This window comes from Pseudomonas sp. DWP3-1-3b3, assembly GCF_049896305.1.
In the GTDB taxonomy this organism is placed as follows: Bacteria; Pseudomonadota; Gammaproteobacteria; order Pseudomonadales; family Pseudomonadaceae; genus Aquipseudomonas; species Aquipseudomonas azotoformans_A.
This window is the reverse complement of record NZ_JAFCUA010000005.1, coordinates 275,152-297,245: the sequence shown is the minus strand read 5'-3', so window position 1 is coordinate 297,245 and position 22,094 is coordinate 275,152. Positions and strand designations below refer to the sequence as shown.

Annotated in this window: 14 protein-coding genes and 2 pseudogenes; 10 read left to right on the top strand and 6 right to left on the bottom strand. The window is 56.4% G+C overall.

Translation table 11 applies throughout. The features are described from left to right. Positions 1–469: 469 nt before the first annotated feature. Positions 470–922 (top strand): Fis family transcriptional regulator, encoded by a 453-nt coding sequence (locus ACP7BX_RS17575; RefSeq protein WP_426128921.1) that lies wholly within the window; start codon positions 470–472, stop codon positions 920–922. 216 nt (positions 923–1,138) lie between these two features. On the opposite strand, the gene yddG is transcribed toward ACP7BX_RS17575, so the two are convergent. After that, positions 1,139–2,035, bottom strand: a complete 897-nt coding sequence (gene yddG / locus ACP7BX_RS17570; protein ID WP_426128923.1) for an aromatic amino acid DMT transporter YddG — start codon at positions 2,033–2,035, stop codon at positions 1,139–1,141. An 87-nt stretch (positions 2,036–2,122) separates the two neighbouring features. On the opposite strand from yddG, the gene ACP7BX_RS17565 reads away from it, so the two are divergent. After that, entirely contained in the window at positions 2,123–3,589 is a 1,467-nt protein-coding gene (locus tag ACP7BX_RS17565; RefSeq protein WP_426128925.1) for an MFS transporter, read from the top strand. Positions 3,590–3,670: 81 nt separating this feature from the next. Here ACP7BX_RS17565 and ACP7BX_RS17560 read toward each other — a convergent pair. Next, positions 3,671–5,133: pseudogene (locus tag ACP7BX_RS17560) on the bottom strand (aldehyde dehydrogenase). 1 nt (position 5,134) lies between these two features. Beyond that, positions 5,135–5,545: pseudogene (locus tag ACP7BX_RS17555) on the bottom strand (dihydrodipicolinate synthase family protein); the annotation flags it as partial. A 15-nt stretch (positions 5,546–5,560) separates the two neighbouring features. Here ACP7BX_RS17555 and ACP7BX_RS17550 point away from each other — a divergent pair. Together ACP7BX_RS17550 and ACP7BX_RS17545 are read left to right on the top strand one after the other, a co-directional pair. After that, complete coding sequence (locus tag ACP7BX_RS17550) at positions 5,561–5,998, top strand: LysR family transcriptional regulator (protein ID WP_426128926.1); 438 nt, start codon at positions 5,561–5,563, stop codon at positions 5,996–5,998. A 5-nt stretch (positions 5,999–6,003) separates the two neighbouring features. Further along, a complete protein-coding gene (locus ACP7BX_RS17545; protein WP_426128928.1) occupies positions 6,004–6,339 on the top strand; it encodes a LysR substrate-binding domain-containing protein in 336 nt (111 codons plus the stop codon). Positions 6,340–6,898: 559 nt separating this feature from the next. On the opposite strand, the gene ACP7BX_RS17540 is transcribed toward ACP7BX_RS17545, so the two are convergent. Continuing rightward, positions 6,899–8,374, bottom strand: coding sequence for an aldehyde dehydrogenase family protein (locus ACP7BX_RS17540; protein WP_426128930.1), 1,476 nt, complete (start codon positions 8,372–8,374; stop codon positions 6,899–6,901). A gap of 86 nt (positions 8,375–8,460) precedes the next feature. Between ACP7BX_RS17540 and ACP7BX_RS17535 the strand changes: the two genes are divergently transcribed. Further along, entirely contained in the window at positions 8,461–9,381 is a 921-nt protein-coding gene (locus ACP7BX_RS17535) for an AraC family transcriptional regulator (protein ID WP_426128932.1), read from the top strand. Here ACP7BX_RS17535 and ACP7BX_RS17530 read toward each other — a convergent pair. Continuing rightward, positions 9,378–10,127, bottom strand: a complete 750-nt coding sequence (locus ACP7BX_RS17530) for an SDR family NAD(P)-dependent oxidoreductase (RefSeq protein ID WP_426129126.1) — start codon at positions 10,125–10,127, stop codon at positions 9,378–9,380. The genes ACP7BX_RS17535 and ACP7BX_RS17530 overlap by 4 nt on opposite strands. 303 nt (positions 10,128–10,430) lie before the next feature. Here ACP7BX_RS17530 and ACP7BX_RS17525 point away from each other — a divergent pair, with 303 nt between their 5' ends. From ACP7BX_RS17525 to ACP7BX_RS17510, 4 genes are all read left to right on the top strand, one after another. Continuing rightward, on the top strand, positions 10,431–11,648 hold the full coding sequence (locus tag ACP7BX_RS17525; RefSeq protein ID WP_426128934.1) for an MFS transporter: 1,218 nt from the start codon (positions 10,431–10,433) through the stop codon (positions 11,646–11,648). 62 nt (positions 11,649–11,710) lie between these two features. Further along, positions 11,711–12,826: an efflux RND transporter periplasmic adaptor subunit gene (locus ACP7BX_RS17520; protein WP_426128936.1), complete on the top strand. Its 1,116-nt coding sequence runs from the start codon at positions 11,711–11,713 to the stop codon at positions 12,824–12,826. Between the two features lie 18 nt (positions 12,827–12,844). Continuing rightward, entirely contained in the window at positions 12,845–15,946 is a 3,102-nt protein-coding gene (locus ACP7BX_RS17515; RefSeq protein ID WP_426128938.1) for a MexW/MexI family multidrug efflux RND transporter permease subunit, read from the top strand. Between the two features lie 10 nt (positions 15,947–15,956). Next, entirely contained in the window at positions 15,957–17,390 is a 1,434-nt protein-coding gene (locus ACP7BX_RS17510; protein ID WP_426128940.1) for an efflux transporter outer membrane subunit, read from the top strand. 352 nt (positions 17,391–17,742) lie between these two features. Here the strand turns inward: ACP7BX_RS17510 and ACP7BX_RS17505 are convergent, their stop codons facing one another. Then, on the bottom strand, positions 17,743–20,970 hold the full coding sequence (locus ACP7BX_RS17505; protein ID WP_426128942.1) for an ATP-binding protein: 3,228 nt from the start codon (positions 20,968–20,970) through the stop codon (positions 17,743–17,745). A 210-nt stretch (positions 20,971–21,180) separates the two neighbouring features. Here ACP7BX_RS17505 and ACP7BX_RS17500 point away from each other — a divergent pair, with 210 nt between their 5' ends. Beyond that, positions 21,181–22,035, top strand: a complete 855-nt coding sequence (locus ACP7BX_RS17500) for an EAL domain-containing protein (RefSeq protein WP_426128944.1) — start codon at positions 21,181–21,183, stop codon at positions 22,033–22,035. The last annotated feature ends 59 nt before the right edge of the window (positions 22,036–22,094 follow it).

The following is a 22,094-nucleotide window of genomic DNA, read 5'->3' as shown; positions in this document are numbered from 1 at the left end:
TAGTTTTTCCAAGTTCCAGCCGCGCCTTCCCGTCATGGCGGGTGGGCAAAGCATCTGCACTTGCTCAATGGCTACATCCTCAGCAACCTGAAGGTAGTACCGAAGTTCGTAAGCGCATTCAATGATTGCAGCGCGGTCCTGTGCGCCTGTATGGAGATAAGTTAGCGTCGCAAGAAAGCAAGGGCCGTCGATTTCGCAATGAGTCGACGCGCGCACCGTTCGGTTGGCTGGATCTAGAACGTATATCACTAGGTACACCATAGGAAAGGAGCCAGGTTCGCTAGGAAGCCGGCGCGGCCGTTAAGAAACCAATCGCCAAGAGGAATTGACACTACGCATACCTCACAAAGGCCGCCAGCAGCCCCGTGATAGGACAGGCTCCATGCATTACCAATACATTTTATACCCCCACGATATGGCGAGTCAAAGCATGGCCTGATCATTTCCTTTCAGTTCGTGTGGATGAGAGATGGATTATCTTCAAACTTTGGGGCAAATCCTCAGGGAGATTCGCGTTGCCCAGGGGCTAAGCCGTGAAGATTGCTCTGACGTATTGAATCGAGACCATCTCGCCAAGATCGAACAGGGCCGCCTGGCGCTTACGGTAGTCAAATTTAGGTCATTGAGCGAGTTCTTGGGCATTTCTCAAAGCTTGGTCCTGTTCGCGGTGGAAGCACGTCTCTCAGGCCAGAATTTAGACGAGTACCTGGCACATAGCGATCTTCAACTCAAGCATCATATCGCTACAGGGAAACTAAGCAGTGCCGTGTATCAGGATGCCTTGCGAGGGGTTCGAGGCAAGCGCGCTGCTGACACCCGTGAGGCAATTCTAAAATTACAGGCAGACGCCGTCCCTAAATACATGATTGTCCGCAAACTGGGGGTGAGCCGGTCAACCGTGGATCGGTACTGGAAAAAATAAGTTGTTCACCCTTTGAATTTGGCTTTTTTGACCGCCTGATCGGCGTTGACTTTATTTTTTGCCAATCTTAACGAATGGTTTTTCAGGCCAAAGTCTAATCGCGACTTCGATAGTTTAATTTACCTAGACTGCGGATGACTCTCAAAAGGCGTCTAGAGAATCGGGGGCGATTCAAGTTCCCACAGTAACGCCGCTACTCACGCTTATAGGTGTCGGCTAAAGAGTAGCGTTCACTCGAGTCGCCTGCCAGCAAAGCAGCGAACCTATGGTCACCATAATGGCACCCTGCCAGAACTGTGCCTGCAAACTGACACCCAGCCACAAGGCAGCGAACGCCGAGGACAATATCGGGGCAGAGTACGACGCAGTGGCCAGCAGTGTCAGACTTCCGCGCAGTATGCCGATATTCCACAACGCGTAGCCGCCCGCCATAGCGATTCCAGCAGCCAATAGTTCCAGAGTGTTTGCCCAAGAGAATGCCGGGATCTGCTCGTTGCTTGCCAACCACTTCAGCCACAGCACGCCGGAGGTCAACACAAAAAACAGCACCACTAGATTCTGTCCGCCCGCATAGCGGCGCGTGACGTTGCAATACAAGGAAAATGTAATCGCACAGGCCAACGCAAGGATATAACTCAGCGGATTGGACTGCACATTCCTAACGATCCCTGTAAGTGATAAACCCTCCCCGCTGACCACCCACAAGATGCCGAATAGTGCGAGCGCAGAGCCTGGAATGATGAACCAGCGAGTCTTTTGACCATTCATGAAAATCGCCAGCACCACGGTCAGGCATGGCCAAAGATAATTCACCACACCCAGTTCAATGGCTTGATGCCGGTCACTGGCAAAACCCAGGGCCAGGGACAGACACACCTCATAAGCGACAAACAATGCACTGCCGAGCACGAGATAGAGTTTTGGTGTCGAGCGAAGGCGTGGGCGTCCAAGAAAGACCAGCAACAACATGGCCCCCAACGAGTAAATCATCGCGCCGCCGCCCAGTGGACCAAACTGTTCGTTGACTCCCCTGATCAATCCGGCGGCGGTGCTCCATAAAACAATAGCCATCAAACCACACGCAGTGGCCGCCTGCTCACTTCTGATCTGCATCGTGCCCCTGCACCCAAACCGCAACTCGACCGCGCAGACTACCGAGCAAAACAGCGCACATAAAGTGACATTTTCACGGTGCAAACGATGCGCTGTGGTTATGTCTTGAAGACTGCCCCGCCTGCGTCCAAACGTCGCAGCAGGCTGCTATTGGAAAAAAAACTACAAGCCGTAGAATCCCGCGCTCTCTTGCATTGGCTTGGATATAGCAGGCGCAGAGGCGCACGTTGCGCTCGTCTTTTACCCGAGGTTTTTATGTCTCCGCGTTTGCTGGCCATGGCGCTGGCGCCCTTGCTTGGGCTGTTTATTGTTGCCCTGGGCAACGGCTTTCTCTCTTCCCTGACCACCCTTCGGCTCGACGCAGCAGGCGCGTCAGCCACGATGATCGGGATCGTTTCATCGGCCTACTTCATCGGCCTGACGCTGGGCGCCGTCTTCAATGACCGGCTCATTCTGCGCATCGGCCATATCCGCGCCTACGGCAGCTTTGCCTCATTGATCGCGGTGACCATCCTGCTGCAAGGGTTGTTCTACGACACCTGGGGCTGGTTCGCACTGCGTTTGATCAACGGCTGGGCCACGGTTGGCGTGTTTCTGGTGATCGAAAGCTGGCTGTTGTTGGCCGGTGACGCAAAGATTCGCGGGCGCTTGCTTGCGCTGTACATGATCGTTTTGTATGGCGCGGGCGTGCTGGGCCAGGCGGCGCTGGGGAAAATCACCGGCTTGAGCGACAGCGCACCGTTCATGGTCGCCGGCATGCTCGCTTCCCTGTCGGTGCTGCCGATTGTGATCCTGCCACGGGTGTCGCCGATTCTGGACCAGGTCGAACCCCTCAAGCCACGGCAGCTGCTGGGCGTGACGCCGACCGGGCTGGTCGGATGTTTCGGCTCCGGTGTCACCATCGCGGCGATTTACACGCTGCTGCCGCTGTACCTGCAACGAGCCGGTCTGAATGTCGGCGAAGTCGGCAGCATGATGGCCTGGACAATCCTCGGCGCCATGCTTCTGCAATACCCGGTTGGGCGCTGGTCCGATCACAAGGATCGCTTGCAGGTGCTGACCATTTTGGCAATCGCATGCACCGCCTTGTCGCTGCTGATCGTACTGCTGCCATTGTCTTCGATGATGCTTGCCGCGCTGCTGTTCCTGCTTGGCGGCGCAGTGTTCGCGCTTTACCCGGTTGCCGTCAGCCACGCCGCCGACCGCGCCCCTGCCGAAGCGCTGGTGCCGATGATCCAGGGGCTGCTGCTGATCAACTCGCTGGGCTCGGCAATCAGCCCGATGATGATCTCGCCGGTGATGAATTCGTTCGGTGCAAACGGACTGTTCTGGGTATTTGCGATGGTCAACCTGTGCATGGTTACTTTCTTCCTGTGGCGACGTGGCAAACGCCCTGTGCCGGCCAACCCTGCGCCGTTTGCGGCAGCGGCAACCTTCTCGCCAACCGGTGCCGAACTGCGGGTGACCGAAGACTTGCGCCAGGCAGCACAGGAGCATCCTCCCATGGTGGATGCACTGAGCGGCGAGCCTGCACCGCAAAGTGAAATGCACTAGGCACTTTAGATGTGCGCCTGATAACGTCGCCCCAACCCTTGGGACTGGGACGACACAGGCGCTACCGCAATCGGCAACAACTCAGCTCGCATCGATCCAAATGGTTTTCAGCTCAGTGTACTGATCATGCGCCCAGATGGATTTGTCCCGCCCTCAAAAACCCGATTCCTTGTAACCGCCGAAAGGGTTGGACGCGTCCCCCTCGCCGAGCAGTTCACTGTGACGATACCGGCGCGAATGCCGCGTGAAAGTTTCAAGGCATTACGCAGGTTGCCGGTATACGCCGACGCTGCCAAACCGTAGGCCGTATCGTTGGCCAATTCGATGGCTTCATCGAGGGGCTCGAAGGTGGTGACACTCAGCACAGGGCCGAAGATTTCCTCTTGGAACAGGCGACTGCTACGCCCTACTCCGTCCAGGATGGTCGGTTCTACGAAGATATTGTCAGCGGTGTTGCCGCCCGCCACGACAGTCAGTTTTTCGTCCTTGGCATGCTCGATGTAGGACCGCACCTTCTCAAAATGCGCTTTGCTGATCATCGAACCCAAGCGATTGTCCGGGTCCAGTGGATCGCCCATTTTCCAGTCTTTGAGGTGCACCTGGATGCGTTCAAGCAACGCGTCCTTGATGTCGGTCTGAACGAGCAGGCGCGAAGACGCCGAGCAGTTTTCGCCCATGTTCCAAAAAGCGCCGTTCACGACGTGTTGCGCTACCTGGTCGATATCCTCGGCGTCATTCATCACCACCGCAGGGTTTTTGCCGCCGCACTCCAGCACGATGCGCTTAAGGTTCGACTCGCTGGAGTACTTGAGGAAAATCCGCCCCGTGTCGGTCGAGCCGGTGAAGCTGACCATAGCTACATCGCCATGCCGTCCCAACGGCTCGCCAGCCTCCTTGCCACCACCAGGCACCACGTTGAACACGCCGGCGGGAACGCCAGCTTGGTAGGCCAACTCAGCAACCCGCAGCGCGCTCAGGGTGGTTTCCTTTGCCGGCTTGACCACGATCGAACAACCTGCGGCCTACGACGGGCCGATTTTCCAGGCGAGCATCAACAGCGGGAAATTCCACGGCAGCACCAGACCGACCACGCCGATAGGCTCGCGTACCACCATGGTCACGTCGTAGATCTTGTCGATCAGTTCGGCGTGCCAACGCAGGGTGTGGATCGTCTCTGGTACATCAACGTTCTGGCACTCGCGGATGGGTTTGCCGCTGTCCAGGCTTTCAAGTACCGCCAGTTCATGCGAGTTGTCTTCCAACAACTGGGCAAAACGCAGCAGCACGCTTTTACGCGCCGCAGGTGAAAGACCCTGCCAGCGTGCATCGTCAAATGCCGCCTTGGCAGCGGCCACCGCCGCGTCTACGTCCTGGGCATCACAGGCAGAAATTTCGGCCAGCACATCACCGGTAGCCGGGTTGGTCGTGGTGAACGTGCGACCCGACTTCGCGCTGCAAAACTGGCCGTCAATGAACGCCTGAGTGCGAAACTCAAGCTTGCCGACCAGTTCGCGGTAGGCTTCTTTACTCAGCAAATCGGCCATTTCAAGCACCTCCCACAATGTGCGCAACGTTTTGTTTAAGCGTTTGGATCACCGCCTTCAGCGCCTGCTTCTCGGATTCCTCCAACGCCTGCAATGGCGCGCGGACACCACCGGCACGCAAGCCAATCAGCTCACTGCCATGCTTGATCGATTGCACAAACTTGCCGCCTTCGAGGAAGTCCATCAACGGCAACAGGGCCGACATGATGCGGCGGCCTTTGTCGAAGTCCTTTTCAATCACGCAGGCCTCATACAGCGCAACGTGTTCGCGAGGAATGAAGTTGGAGCCAGCGCATACACAACTGCGAGCGCCCCAGGCGAAGAACTCCAGGGCCTGGTCATCCCAACCGCAAGAAACCTGGATCGAAGGATGAGCGCAGGCCAGGCGATGCAGCCGATTCATTTTTCCTGAATAAAAGAGGCGATAGTGAAAAATAGACAAGAAGCATTGCGTATTTTCTGCTGTGCCGCAGAGGAGATGAACTTTAGACACACTGCTGCCAGGCTCGGCATTTCCCCGCAAAAAGTCACAAGAGCCATCAAAGAGTTAGAATTATATCTCGGGGAGCAGTTATTTTACCGCAGCACAAGAAGCGTACAAATTTCGGATTTTGGCCTCTTTTTTTTTGAACAGTCCAAAATAGCCATGGAACAGCTGAACAGGCTATTTCAGGAAAAATGGAATAAAACGGAAGATTTAAACGGCGTTGTACGCATCACGGCGCCACACACTTATGGCAGCGAAATAATTATTTCGATATTGGCGGAGTTTGCACAGCTATATCCCGCGATCACCATCGAATTCCATCTATCAAATATACACAGCGACTTGGTCAATGAAAAATCGATATCGGTATACGCATAGACTTTTTGCATGACCAAAGATGCATCGTTCGCCAGCCCACAACCATGCCTTTCCATCTGGTTGCCTCACCAAAGCTACTTGAACAAATGCCGCCGCCTGACAACATTGATGTACTTGCCCGCCTGCCGATCGTGGCGCTGCTTAATCGTAAAACCGGACGCTATTGGCCCTGGACGTTTAGTCAAAAACGCTATTTTTATCCAAAACCCGCCGCTTTTGTCACCGACACTCCCGATATAGAACGTAAAGCAGTGCTTGCCGGTTTAGGCTTCGGCCAACTGGCAGGGTATTTGGTTGAACAGCACATCGCATCAGGTGATGCTGATATCCGTTCTGCATGATAATGCCCTGCCCCCGTGGCCGGTAAATATCTATCATACACATCAAACTCCCTATCCAATGCGCATGCGTTTTGTTTTTGACTTTCTTTTCAAAAAATTAAGCCAAGGCTAGAGACGCCAACATCACCAAACTCTGTTACAGAATCACTCTCCCGGCCAGTGCCTTCTCAATTCCATAAGCATTCATAACCCTTAAAGCTCCGCGCGTGGGCTCATATAGAGTTTAGCTATCGGCCACTTGCGAGCGTATGATGATCAACACGTAAACTAAGTAGATCGCTGATCACGCTGAATGCTTCCAGGGTGCAAGCTCCGATTGGATACCGAAGTCTCGTAAACGCATGTTCTAACTTACCAATATCGAGTGAAGAATGTGCGTTAAGTCTAGTTTTGAGATCGTTTGCCCTGATGTTACTCCTACGAAGTTAGTGCACTACAGTTCAAATGATGGCACGTGTACGCCGCCCCTTCTGCCGCCGAGGCTCGACTTGGGAATCTTCCAAAAACTAAAAAAATCGTCTGTTCCGTTCAAGAGCAGACGATTGTCTTTTGTGCTCGTTTAGCGCGGTGCAAACCATGTTGTGGGCACTTCAGACTGGACGGTAACGGTCTTGATCTGGGAATAGGCATTGAGGGTTTCGCGACAAAACTCGCGACCAATCCCGCTGTTCTTGTAGCCGCCAAATGCAGTGCCATCAGTGATGTTTGAGTAACGATTGATCCATACAGACCCGGCCTCCAGGCGCCCAGCGGTTTCCATGGCGTGCTTGAGGTTGCTGGTATAGATACCAGACGCCAGACCGTACTCGTTATCATTGGCCTCGGCGATCATCGTCTCATAATCATCCCAGATGATCAGAGACAGAACCGGGCCAAAGATTTCTTCCTGGCAAATGCGCATTTTATTATGCGCAAGCAATAAGGTCGGCTGGATAAAGTAACCATGCTCACAACCAGGCACCTGAGCCCTGTCGCCCCCGGCCAACAGTTCGGCCCCCTCCTGAATGCCTAGATTAATGTAGTCCAGTACTCGCTTACCCTGACGCTCACTGATCAAACAACTGACGCGAGAGTTTTCTTCCAATGGCGAGCCCACGACAACCCGGTTGAAGGATGCGATCAATTTCTGCTTGAACACTTCGGCAATGTCCGCGTGCACAAACAGTCGAGTACCGGCCAGACAGGATTGCCCATTGTTATGAATCGCAGCGAACGTCGCGTTATCGACCACTGCGTCAATATCGTCGATATCAGGGAACACGATATTGGCGCTCTTGCCGCCTAACTCAAGGGTCGACGGTATGAGACGCCTGGCGGCAACACCCGCTACCATCCGGCCTACCTCGGTGCTTCCGGTGAACGACAACTTGGCAACCAGAGGATGTTCACTCAGTGCCGCGCCCGCGACTTCTCCCAGCCCCGTCACCATGTTCACAACTCCGGAGGGGAAAATCTTGTTGATCAACTTACCCAGTTCAAGCGTCGACAGGGAGGCATTCTCATCCGGCTTCAACACGATCGTGTTACCCGCCACTAATGCCGGTGCAAGCTTGAACGCAGCCATGATCGCCGGCGCATTCCAGGGAATGATCTGCCCGCATACCCCCAGCGGCTCACGCTTGGCGATAGCATAACCGCCGTCGATTGCACGACCAGTGTCTTCATGGGCCATGATAACAGAGGCGAAATAACGGTAGTGCCGGACGGCTGTCAGGTAGTCCTTTCGCACTTCGCTGATGCAACGCCCCACATCAAGGGCATCGATCATCGCCAGCCGTTCGCTGTGCGCTTCGATTTCGTCCGCCAGCAGATTAACTAGGCGTGCGCGCACTTGCTGACCTAGCGCTCGCCATGCTGGAAACGCCGCATGCGCCGCGTTGACCGCTCGGTCGACATCCGTGGCATCGCAATATCGGATATAGGCCAGGTGCATGCCTGTGGCAGGGTCGGCCGCTGCAAATGAGCGGGTTTTATCGTTAGTTTCATACACGCCGTTAATCAGCGGGCCATAAGACTTATCAAAATTAACTTGCATGGGATACCTCATATTCAAAGATGAAATTCAGATAATCTCTGTTGTAAACTCACAATTACTTTATTTCCCGTCCAGTCAGGTATTACATGGATCCACTGTCCGACGTTCTTTCATTGTTGAGAATCCGCAATTACCACTCAGCCACACTCTCCTTGGGCGGCGATTGGGCATTCACTTTTCCCAAGCGCGAAGGCATCAAGTTCACCGCGGTAGTCAAGGGCAGTTGCTGGTTACGAGTGGATGGCGAACATCAGCCGCAACGTCTGCACCAGGGCGATTGTTTTCTCATGACCCGCGGCATGCCTTTTTCGCTTTACAGCGAAATTTCCCAACCGGTGATGAACTCCGACGGTCACTTTCAAACCCTCGCCGCGGACGAACTGGCTCTGCATTATGGTGGCGACGACATACAGCTAGTCGGCGGTCGCTTTGACTTCAGCGGTGTCCCCACCCAGTTGTTGCTGAGTAGCCTGCCCTCATTGGTTCACGTTCAAGCCAATGACCCACAGGCATCGCTTCTGCGCTGGGCGCTGGAGCGGTTCACTTCGGAGCTGCACCAGAAGCGTCCCGGCCGGTCGCTGATGAATGAGCACTTGGCGCACCTGATGCTGGTCGAAGTCCTGCGCACCCATCTGGCGACCCTAGACAGCACTGGCATCGGTTGGTTTTACGGCTTGGCAGACCGGAACCTCTGCATAGCCCTCAGCGCTGTACACGCCGCCCCAGCCCATCGCTGGAGCGTCCAGGAGATGGCTCAGCTTTCCTCCATGTCACGCTCTGCCTTCGCGTTGCGCTTCAAGCAAGTGGTTGGCGCGGCACCGATGGAGTACCTGACTTACTGGCGCATGTTGCTGGCCAGCGACCGACTGAGAAACACCGATGATTCGGTTTCCACCATCGCTTTTTCATTAGGCTATGAGTCAGAGAGCGCATTCAGTACTGCTTTCAAACGCGTCATGTCGCAGTCGCCTCGCCACTACCTACGCACTCACGCCAGTCAGAACTAGTGCAAACCGCCGCTGATTAGGAGCATCTCGCCGGTGATCCATCCGGCATCCGACGAAGCCAGGAAGGCAACTGCAGGAGCAATGTCATCGGGCTTGCCTATTCGGCCCAACGGGGTAATCGCTTCAATTTGCTGACGAAAGGCATCCTCGAAAAAACCGCTCGCGCGCACGCCCTCGGTTACGACCAGACCTGGATTTACGGAATTGACGCGAATATTCTTCGGCCCTAACTCATTGGCAAGGGTCTTGGTAATGGCATCCACGGCGCCCTTGGACGCGGTATATATCGTCGAGTTGGCGGGAGTGAATGAGGTGACGCAGGAGCTGATATTGATAATGCTCCCGCCCTCTGGGTTGAACACCTTGACCGCCGCCTGTGTGCATTGGATTAGCCCCAGTACGTTGAGATTGAACTGGCGGTGAAACTCTTGCTCGTTGATCTCGGCCAGTGGGCCAGTAGCATAGACGCCGGCATTATTGACTAGAATATCCAAATGCCCATGCTCATGTGCGATTGTCTTGAACAATGTTTTCACGTCGACACTGTTCGAAACATCAGCTTGTACCGCATAAGCCCTGGCACCCGTCTGAAGAATTTCGACGACCACATGGTCGGCATCTTCGCGACTATGCGCATAGTTTACGATGACTGTGGCGCCGTCCTTGGCCAGTTGCTTGGCAATCGCCGCACCGATGCCCTTCGATGCTCCAGTCACCGATGCGACTTTCTTGTGCAGCCTTCTCATATTCGTACCCTTCTGCTGGATCAAATGGATCAATCCAGCTTAGAAGCAATACCTCTGCCAGTTAATAGCTAGGCCTCCAAAAAAGCTTTGCGATCGTCCAGCTATCGAAGCGCTGCCGCAGATTTGCCGATCACCGCTGGCGCAAACCCTGGACGATGACGAATGAAGCCTGGGGTTTCGGGCATGGTGCCCATCGCTCTGACCCGTATCATGTGCCGAGGGGCAAATCCCTCGAAAACCCTTCTACATCCCTCTGGCAAACATCCACTCGGCAAAAGCCCTGAGCGCTGGGCTGGGAGACTCATGTCCGTCGATATCACTAAACACGGCTCCAAAGGCCTGTTGTTTTTTCTTGCGCTGTCGCTGACCGCAGCGCTCATGAACAGCAGCGCACCCACACCGCTTTACCCGTTTTACCAAGACCACCTGCGGCTCAATTCCGTGGACTTGACGTACATATTCGGCGCCTACGGTGCCGGTGTTTTGCTGGCTTTGATGACCCTGGCGCGCATCGCCGGGCATGTCAAAGACCAGCGTTTTCTGCTGCTGCCAGCCATTGCACTGGTGCTGATCGGCGCCTGGCTGTGTGCTGCATGTGATTCGCTGTGGGCCCTGTGCGCCGCGCGCGTTATTTCGGGGCTGGGTGCGGGAATCATGACCACCGCTGTGAACGTGACGCTCGTCAGGTTCGGCCCGCTCGACAACGGCAAGCTGGCGGCGACGCTGGCCACGTTAGCGATGATCATCGGACTGGCCCTCGGCCCGGTGCTTAGCGGTGCCGCGTTGCAACTGAACCTGTACCCGGCCAGCCTGCCCTTCTGGTTGATCATGGCATTGGTGACTGCCGCCGCCGTCGGCGTATTGCTGCTCTGGCCGCGCCACGCGATCCAGGCTAACACTCTTGTGCACCACCAACAGTCGTCGTTACGCGAAGGTTTGCGGGGTATTGGTCGGCCTTTCCACTTGTGTGCTTGGTCAGTGTTTTTTAGCTGGTCGTTCACGGCCTGCGTCTTCGTGATCGGCCCCGGCGCTGCCGAACAACAGCTGGGCCTGAGTGATCGCGGAGTGTTTGGCTACAGCATGGCCGTTTACCTGCTGATTGCAGGAGCCAGCCAGCTATATTGCAAACGCCTGGAGGCGGCGCATGCGCTGCGTTCAGGGCTGCTCGTCCAGTGTGCAGCCTTCCTGCTCTTGCTGACGGCATTCTCGATTCCTTCGCTGACGCTCGCTGCACTGGCCCTGGTGATCGGCGGCTATGCCTATGGCGCCATCTTTGTCGGCAGTGCGCGGCTGATCAATCAACTGGCACCCGCCAACTGCCATGCCAAGTTGGTGGCGTATTTCTATATGACCATCTACCTGTTCAACGCAGTGCCCATTCCGCTTGGGCTGCTGGTGGACTCGATTGGGCTGGCCCCGAGCGTTCTCGCCGCCTTGATGTTTTTTCTTGGGCTCGGTGCCGTGCTGGTGGTTCTCGCCACACGCGCCCGACTACCTCACGCACATCAACAAGCTCGTTGAATGCTCGTCACCGTTGAGCCCCTCGGGCTCTTAATTTGTTGTCTTACGTCGGTACCAGAATCATGAATAAAAAACTCACAGTGTGCGTCACGATTGCCGCAGTGCTCGCCATTGGCGGAGCCGTCGGCTTGTACCGGCAATCCACCACCGCTCGCCCCGCTGCTGCGGCGAATGCCGCACCGGCGCCTGCGATCCAGGTGGCCGTCGCCACAGCAACGCAGGCCGATATGCCCAACACCGCGGCAGGTATCGGCGAACTTGAAGCCACCCGCCAAGTCATGGTCACCGCCGAAAGCGGGGGGCTGGTACGTGCCATTGCGTTCCAACCGGGCGAGCAGGTGAAAGCCGGGCAAACCCTGGTGCAACTCAATGACGCGCCGGAACAAGGCGAGCTGACCAGACTCCAGGCCCAGGCCGCCAATGCCAAGGCCCAGTTGCAACGGACACAGCGTTTGCTGCCTCAACAAGCGGCGACGCAAGAGGAACTGGATCAGGCGCAGTCCACCTACTCCCAGGTGTTGGCCGATATCGTACGGATCAAGGCGCTGATCGATCAAAAACGCATCAAGGCGCCCTTCACCGGCGTGCTGGGTGTACGCAAGGTCAACCTGGGCCAGTTCGCGCAGGCCGGCGACGCCATGGTGTCGCTGACCGACGCGCAGACGCTGTACGCCAACATCACCTTGCCCGAACGCGCGCTGGCGCAACTGAAAACCGGCCAGGAGATGAGCATCAGCGTCGATGCCTACCCGCAACGCCCGTTCAAGGGCCGTGTCAGCACCCTCGAACCGCGCATCGACCCGGGCACCCGCACTGTGCTGGTCCAAGCCACGGTGCCGAACCCGGATAACCTGCTGACGCCAGGCATGTACGCCCAGGGCGAAGTGCATTTGCCAGCCAAAAAAGACGTGATCAGCGTGCCCGAAACGGCCGTGAGCTACAGCGCCTTCGGCGACTTTGTCTACGTGGTCGAGGGCGCTGATACGCAACTGATCAACACCGTCCGCCAGGTCTACGTGAAGACCGGTGACCGCACCGAAGGCCGGGTCGTGTTGCTTGACGGCGTAAAGGCTGGTGATCGCGTGGTTACCTCCGGCCAGTTGCGCCTGAGCAGCGGTGCCTCGGTACGCATCGCGCTCAAGGACACCGTCGGGCTTGATCAAGCCTCGAGCCGCTGAGACACCAAGGATCTAAAAATGAAATTTACCGACTTGTTCGTACGGCGCCCGGTGTTGGCGCTGGTGGTCAGCACCCTGATTTTGTTGATGGGGCTGCTGGCCATAAACAACCTGCCGATTCGTCAGTACCCCCTGACGGAAAGCTCGACGCTGACGATCACCACGCAATACCCCGGTGCTTCGCCGCAACTGATGCAAGGCTTCGTCACCCAGGCCATCGCGCAATCTGTCGCCACGGTGGAAGACGTCGACTACATGAACTCGACATCGACCCAGGGCAAAAGCGTGATCACGGTGCGCATGAAGCTCAATGCCGACTCCAACAAGGCCATGACCCAGGTGATGGCGAAGGTCAACGAGGTCAAATACCGCTTGCCGGAGCAGGCTTACGACCCCGTTATCGTGAAATCCTCCGGTGAAGCCACAGCCGTGGCCTATGTGGGCTTTTCCAGCCCGACCCTGTCCACCGCCGCACTCTCGGACTACTTGCAGCGCGTGGTGCAACCGCAACTGTCTTCCATCGAAGGGGTCGGCAGCATCAACCTCAGCGGCGGGCAGACAATGGCCATGCGTATCTGGCTGGATGCCAATCGCATGGCAGCCCATGGTATTTCTGGCAGCGATGTGGCCCAAGCCCTGTTGAATAACAACGTGCAGGCTGCGCCCGGCCAGGCCAAGGGTTTGTATGTGGTGTCGGATATCCAGATCAACACCGACCTGGTCGATGTCGCCGAGTTTCGCCAGTTGGTGGTCAAGTCCAGTGCAGCCGCTGTGGTACACCTGAGCGATATCGCCACGGTGGAACTGGGCGCCGCGTCCACCGACACCAGCGCTACCATGGACGGTGTTCAAGCAGTGTTTTTCGGCCTGAATGCCGCGCCCAATGCCAACCCGCTGGTGATCGTCAAGAAGGTAAATGAATTGCTGCCGGGGATCCGCGCCAACCTGCCGCCGGACGTGAAAGTCGCTGTGCCGTTTGAGCTGGCACGTTTTATCAGCGCATCGATTGATGAAGTACTCGGTACGCTGGGCGAAGCCATCGCCATCGTGGTGCTGGTGATTTTCTTGAGCCTGGGTTCGGCGCGGGCAGTGATCATTCCGGTGGTCACCATTCCCTTGTCGATGTTGGGTGCGGCCGCATTCATGTCGATGTTCGGGTTCAGCATTAACTTGCTGACCTTGCTGGCGATGGTATTGGCTATCGGCCTGGTGGTGGATGACGCGATCATTGTGGTGGAGAACGTTCACCGTCATATCGAAGAAGGCAAGTCTCCCACATATGCAGCCCTGCTGGGCGCGCGTGAGGTGGCAGCGCCGGTGATTGCGATGACCCTGACGCTGGCGGCCGTGTATGCGCCCATAGGCCTCATGGGCGGGATGACCGGCTCGCTGTTCAAGGAGTTCGCCTTCACCTTGGCCGGCTCGGTGGTGGTCTCCGGCATCATCGCGCTTACGCTGTCGCCGGTCATGAGCTCACTGCTGCTCAACAGCCAGATGAACGAAGGCTGGATGGCCCGCAAGGCCGAGAGATTCTTTCATCGCCTCGGCAACGTGTACGGCCGGGTGCTGGATCTGTCGCTGCACCACCGTTGGGTCACCTTTACGATTGCGGTCATCGTGCTGATCAGCGTGCCCTGGCTATACAGCCGTGCCCAAACCGAACTGGCGCCCACCGAGGACCAGTCCACGGTGTTAACGGCCATCAAGTCTCCACAAAACGCCAACATCGACTACGTCGAGAAGTTCGGCAAACAGTGGAACGAAGCTATGGGGACATTGCCGGAGCAGAGCAACCTGTGGCTGGTCAATGGCAGCAACGGCGTATCCAACAGCATCGGCGGGGTCAACTTCGTCGATTGGGAAAAACGTAAGCGCAACGCCGACCAGATTCAGGGCGATATGCAGAACCGCGCCAACACCATCGAGGGCAGCAACGTCTTTGCCTTCCAGTTGCCTTCACTGCCGGGCTCGACCGGTGGTCTGCCGGTGCAGATGGTGATTAAGAGCGCCGGTGACTACAGCGTGGTCTATGAGGCGATGGAAGCACTCAAGCACGCCGCACGTGAAAGCGGCTTGTTCATGGTGGTCGACAGCGACCTGGACTACAACAACTCGGTGATCAAGATCAAAGTCGATCGTACCAAGGCCAACAGCCTGGGCGTGACCATGAAGGATCTGGGTGACACCCTGGCGGTGCTGGTTGGCGAAAACTACGTCAACCGCTTTGCCATGGACGGCCGCTCCTACGATGTGATCCCGCAGAGCCTGCGCGGTGAGCGGCTGACGCCAGAAGCGCTGTCACGCTTTTATGTAACCAGCGCCACCGGTGGCCAAGTACCGCTGTCCAACCTGGTCAGCGTCTCCACCGGAGTTGAGCCCAATCAACTGACCCAGTTCGACCAACTCAACTCGGCGATCTTCCAGGCGATTCCCAACCCGGGCGTGTCCATGGGCGACGCGGTGAAGTTCCTCGAGGCGCGAGCCAAACTGCTGCCGCCGGGTTTCACCTACGACTGGCTTTCGGATGCACGCCAATACCATCAGGAAAGCGGCGCGCTGGTCATGGCGTTCCTGTTCGCAATCATCGTGATCTATCTGGTACTCGCTGCGCAGTATGAAAGCCTGCGTGACCCGTTGATCATTCTGATCAGCGTGCCGATGTCGATTTGCGGTGCCTTGATTCCACTGGCCCTGGGCATGGCGACTATCAATATCTACACGCAGATCGGCCTGGTGACCCTGATCGGCCTGATCAGCAAACACGGCATCCTGATGGTGGAGTTCGCCAATGAGATGCAGTTCAAGCAGGGCCTGGACCGGCGTGAGGCGATTCTGCACTCGGCGAAGATGCGTTTGCGGCCGATCCTGATGACCACGGCGGCGATGGTGGCGGGCTTGATTCCGCTGCTGTTCGCGTCCGGTGCTGGCGCCCATAGCCGCTATGACCTGGGCCTGGTCATCGTCGTGGGCATGTTGGTGGGCACGCTGTTCACCTTGCTGGTTTTACCGACCATGTATTCGTTCATTGCCGTCGACCATCGTACGGCGGCCACCACTCCCCGCGCCCTTGCGCTGGGCGCTGCCGATGCAGCCGACGCCGCCATGGCCCATCCCGTGTAAGGAGAGACACATGCATTCCTTCAAGACCTTCGTGCTTCACCCGCTGGTGCTGCTGGCCTGTTCGGCCTGGATGACGGGCTGTACCGTTGGCCCTGACTACCACGCCAGTCACGACCCCGCGGTACAACTGACTCAAAGCCCCGACGCGGCGCTGTATAGCAACACACGCCTGCAACAGGACTGGTGGCGGCAGTTCCAGGACCTGCAGCTAGATGCGTTGATTCATCAAGCGTTGTCACGCAACCATGACCTGCGCATCGCCCGAGCCCGGTTGCTGGAGGCGCGTGCGGTGCTGGACCAGCGTCAGCTAGACCAACTGCCCACAGTGACCGCCAGCGGGGATTATTCCCGTAGTCTGTCCCAGGCCAACCCCGGCCCCAGTGGTGAGCGCAACCTTGCCAAGACTTATCAGACCGCCCTGGATGCCCAGTGGGAGCTGGACTTGTTCGGCCGGCTGCAGCGCTTGTCGGAATCGTCTTCGGCACGCGCCGAGGCGGTCGCGGCAGACTTGGCACAGACACGCATCGTGGTGACTGCCGAAGTGGCGCGTCACTACTTCGAGATGCGTGGCGCACAACGCCAACTGGCGGTGGCCCGCGCCAACCTGCGCAATCAGGAAAAGACCGTCGAATTGGTCCAGGGCCGGGTCGATGCCGGACGCGGCACCGCCGACGAACTGGCCAGCGCCCTCGCCGAGCGCGCACAGGTGCAGGCCACTTTGCCAGGCCTGGAAACCCGTCAAGCGCTCAGTCGTTATCGACTGGCCGTATTGACGGGCTCGAGGCCCATTGACCTGCAAGCGCTGACCGAGCTGAAAGCCTTGCCGGCACTGGTCACACGCTTGCCAATTGGCCAGATCAGCGACTTGTTGCGCCAGCGCCCCGATGTTGCCAGCGCTGAACGCACACTGGCGGCCTCGAACGCTGACATTGGTGCAGTGACCGCCGAGCTTTACCCAAGTGTCGACCTCGGAGGTTTTCTCGGCTTCGTGGCCTTGCGCGGTGGGGATTTGGGCGACAGCGGCAGCCGCGCGTTCAGCGTGATGCCCTCGGTCAGTTGGCCAGCACTGCACCTGTTCAGCGTCAAGGCCCGGCAGCGCGAAGCCCAGGCGCGTGGAATGGGCAGCCGGGCGCGTTATGAGCAAGTGGTACTGAATGCGATTGAGGAAACCGAGAGAGCGCTGACGACCTATAGCCTGTCGCAACAACGGGTTCGCAGCCTGGCTGAAGCAGCCTCGCAGAGTGAACGCGCAGCGCGACTGGCACACGCGCGGTATGAAGCCGGCGGCGCGAAGTATCTGGTAGAGCTGGACGCTCAGCGCACGCAGTTGAAAGCTCAGTATACGCTGAGCCAAGCTGAAACAGCATCGTACCTCAACGTGGTGCAACTCTATAAGGCGCTGGGCGGTGGCTGGCAGGCACCTGAACCGCTAGTATCGAACTGACATACCCAGTGCCGTCCCTGACAGGGCGGCACTTGCACGCCTTCAAACCAGCAATTGCGAGTTCTATTCGCAAAGTTTTAGCCTTGCCTAGCGCCAACGCGCTACGAATCCGATGCATCAAGCGAACCGCCTGTGCGCTGCAATGCCGCGCCTCCAAGTTTCCGCTACGTGCCCCCCCCCACATAAAGACCGGCCAGAAAGGGTTTCCGGTACAGCGACCGGCCAAATGAGCACCACCCTCATTATTGTTGATCAATGCAGCTGAGTGTCATGACTGACTCATCAAATCGCCCGCCCATTCATATATCGCATAAGCCACACTTTAAAGAGTGCCGTCAACCTGCAGTCTTACTCATAAGCGCGCGACGGCCTCTCCGACCCGCTGGATAAATTCAGTCATCTTTTCGCTCGAACGGATGAAACCATCGCGCGCTACAGCAGCCTCCAACTCACGCGCAGCCTGAATCAGCACTTTGGCCTTTCCTACTGCTAAGGCACCACGGACACGATGAAGCAGACGAACCGCTTCCTGATCATCCTCATCGGCCCCCAACGCTTTTAGCTCGGCCAGATCTTGCGCAATGGTTTGGAGAAATAACTCCAGCATACGCGCCGGCACATGAAGATCGTCGCTCAGGTGGAGAGTGTTGGATACTTGCAACACATCAGGATCGAACACACTGCGCAAACACAGATAAAGACCTTGAATATCCATCGGTTTGGACAACCAACTGTTCATGCCTGCGCGAATACAACGCTCACCCTCCTCCCGAAGTGCGTTGGCGGTTATGCCAATGATTGGGATGTCCGAGTCACGCTGACGCAGCGTCTCTGTCAGCGTGTAGCCGTCAATGATCGGCATATTGACGTCGGTAAGCAGTACGTCATAGCCGCGGACATCCAGTTGACGCAGGGCCTGAGCACCATCGGGCACGACATCCACCAAGCAACCGATACGTTCCAGCTGTTCCTTAATCAGTATTTGGTTGACGAGGTTGTCTTCGGCAACCAGCACGGCTAGTCCAAGTTGCATCCGGACCGCAGGGGCTAGTTCATCCCGACACACTGCGGACTCTCCGGTAATAGCCATCGTTAAAGCGTGGAGGATGCCCGTGACGCAGGTTTGATTCACGACTACGTCATGCCCGATAAATTGAGGAATACAACTGAAATCGTGTTGGGCAAAGACTTTGACTGCAGCGTAACAAGTGCCCACCAGTTGCTCAGGCATCACCTGTAAAATAACATCGGGCATTGTACTGGACTCGCCAGCCATGACGCACGTCTGCGCGCCGTAGGACTCAAACCAGGCACAAAGATTATCTGTAAGAGCGTCGTAGGGCGTGTGGACATCAATGCACTTGCCAGAGAGCGCGGGCAAGGGTGGCCTGGTCGTTTCTAAGGTGTCAAGTTTCAGTTCAAACACAAACTCGCTGCCTTCGCCAGGCGTGCTGTCGACGATCAGTCGCCCCTGCATCAAATGGCTCAGCTGGGTACAAATGGATAGCCCAAGCCCTGTACCGGCCACCATATTTAGTTCACGATTAGCCTGGTAAAAGCGCTCGAACAATTGCGCCAGGACCTCCTCGGTCATGCCCGGACCAGTATCGACGACGCGCCACTGCAATCTGGCATCATTATCAGACCCGCTCGGCGCGAGAAACACAGCCACATGCCCAGTCTCGGTAAATTTGATTGCGTTGCTCAATAAGTTGCCCACGACCTGCTGGATACGCAAGCGGTCCCCCTGCACCAAGGCAGGCACACGAGGGTCAATGCAGCAGTACAATACTAAGCCCTTAGCTGCCGCCATTGCCGAGAAGCCGCGGACAGTCTCTTCGAGCATTTCCAGTGGCGCAAACGCGACCGATTCGAGCACTAACTGGCCGGCCTCAATTTTGGACAGGTCCAGCACATCGCTGATCAGGTGCAACAATAGTGCAGAAGAGCTGTCGATGGTACGCAAGTAGGCGCTTTGGCGCTCGTCCAGCGACGTCATGCTCAAAAGTTCAAGGGTGCCGAGTACACTGTATAACGGCGTACGGAGTTCATGGCTGAGAGTTGCGACGAAATGGCTTTTTTGTGCGTTCGCCGCGTCTGCCGCCTTACGCGCCCTGAGCATCGAGGCTGTCGCTTCTCGATGGGTGGAAATATCAGTGAATGTACAGAGCAATACGCTCTCCCCCTGATATTCGGTCGGGGTGTAACGCACATACAGGGCTCGCGCGCCCAATACCATGCACCCCTCTCCCGACAGCGGACTCGCCTGCTCGAACAGAGGCCAGTGCTCCATCAGTTGCTCAAAGTCCGCGGGATCGCCCAGCCACTCTAGATACAAGCTGTTTTGCGTTACAGGCTCGATTCCAGGCCATTTGACCACACACAATGCCAACGGCACCGTTTGCAGCAGTGAGTGATTGAAATCGTGATTGACCAGCAACTCCCGAAAGTCATTACTCGCCGGCACGACAATGCGCCGCCGATACCACTGGCTGAGCGACCAACCGAAAATGGCGCACAGGATCAGCAACCCGAGAAGTCCGAACAATTGCCAACGTGCATCCAGCAACATGTCCTCATAGGAAATTCGATACAGCGCCCGCCAGGTGCCAAAATCTCCCGCACTGCGCTTGATCAGAAGCCCGGATGAGGTCAGATGAACGCCGTTTTCATACAGATAAATCTGCTGAGAGCGCACATCGCCCACCACCCGCGTGCCGTCGGGCGCGACAATGTCCACGGCATCAAACAACGGTAGATCAAAATATTGCTTTTCTATCCTCACTCTTTGGGTCACGAACTCGTCCCAATTCAGCAACGTGGCCGCGACCAGTTCCCGAGGGGGTCCGTCGGGCTCCCAGACACTGACCTCAACCCGACCCGAGACGTAACCTAGGATCTGCTGGATGTCCTTGCCGCCCATGAAGTGCTGAGCGGGACTCCATCGTACAATCAGGTCACTGCTACGTGCGGGGAGCCTAAGTGTAGCCTGCTTTACCTTGGCCAGCACTTTGGAAAAAGAGGCGTTTTCGGAGTGATGTTCGGTGCTATCGACATTGATGGACGGGACGGCAATCTCAAAGTTGCCTAGCGGATCAAACAGGAACATCTGTGGGGGCTTGAATGTAGTGCCCCTCCAAAAGTCACCATGCACATTCGATAGCGCAATCGCCAATTGCAATTGCTGACTCAGTACCGCGCTATTGACATCCGCAACCTTGATAGGCAGTGCGGCCGAAAATGTCGTCGGGAATTGCGAGGACTGCCCCTCATAAACACGCAGATCGCCCTGACACCAGCGGTCAGTGACATATCCCTGTGGAGTAAACATCGGTTTGTATTCGAGCTGACTGCTGGCCTTGATCACACGTAGCAGGAAAACTTCATGATCGGACGCACGACTTACCAGACGCATGAAGTGATAGTCAACCTTAAGTACTTCTCCGCGGATGACCTTGTAGGTCACCCAGTAGCCGGTCACCGCAAAGAACACCACCAACAGCAGCATTATTAGCAAACCGAAGCTGAGGCGCAGCGAAACTTTTTCCAGTTTGCCAACGGTCGACTGCCTATAGCGCATCTTCGATTTCGCCTATTCGGAGCATAGAAAGATCATATCCTTAAATACCGATTGGGAGCTGACTGAGCAGTGAAAGGGTTCAGGTGAGTCTATAGGTTTTTCATCGATGGGTAAGACTAGTCCTACATGACATCTCGAAACCGCTGACATACGTAGTTTATCGTTTTCTCCAGAATTGATTATAGTCATTCTCAGCAGGGTTTTGTTTGTATGAGCTCCTATACGTTAATAACACCCGGCATAGGTCAGGTCTTGAGCCCTGCGCCAGCAATTCATCCTGATGAAATGGAATTGCGCCGAGCTTTATCGGATAGTGAATTTGTTGCTTTCTATCAACCGCAGTTCTCGCTGGAGAAAAACATCGTGGTGGCGGTAGAGGTACTCGCACGCTGGAGGCATCCGCAACGAGGGCTGCTGCCACCCGGTTATTTCTTGGAAGCCATTGAACATTATGGCCTGCTCGAAGAATTGTTCCTGCGCCTATTCGAGCAAGGACAAATCATGCGCCGCAAATTGGAGTGTTTAAATCTGCCTCTAAAAATGTCCTACAACCTTCATCCCAGACAATTGAACAACCCAATACTGATCGATGCAATCAAAGTGCTGTTAAAAGCACATGAATGTCCCGCCCAATCCATCACCTTCGAGATCACTGAAACGAGCCCGCTTGAGCTAACTCACGTAGTTACACGCAACCTGTTGCAACTGAGGGCCACTGGATGCGGTTTATCCATGGATGATTACGGAGCAGGGTACTCTTCGTTGGAGCGTCTTTGCGATATCCCCTTCAATGAATTGAAACTGGACGCCAGCTTCGTGCGTAAACTCGAAACGCACGCACCCTGCAAATCCGTCATCACCCACACCGTGACCCTTGCGGATTCCTTAGGCCTTGCGTTGGTAATCGAGGGCGTAGAAACCCTGACTCAGCTCAATTGGCTCAAAGCCATGGGCTGTTCAATGATCCAGGGTTATGTCATCGCACCGCCGATGGACGATAAAGAATTACTGTCCTTCCTCCTCGAAAACCTTTCCGGCTCCCGGGTTGTATCGGCTTCCTTTTAAACGGTTTCCTCCCGTCCATCATCTCTAACCGACTGGTCATTTCCGTGGCCGGCCTGGTC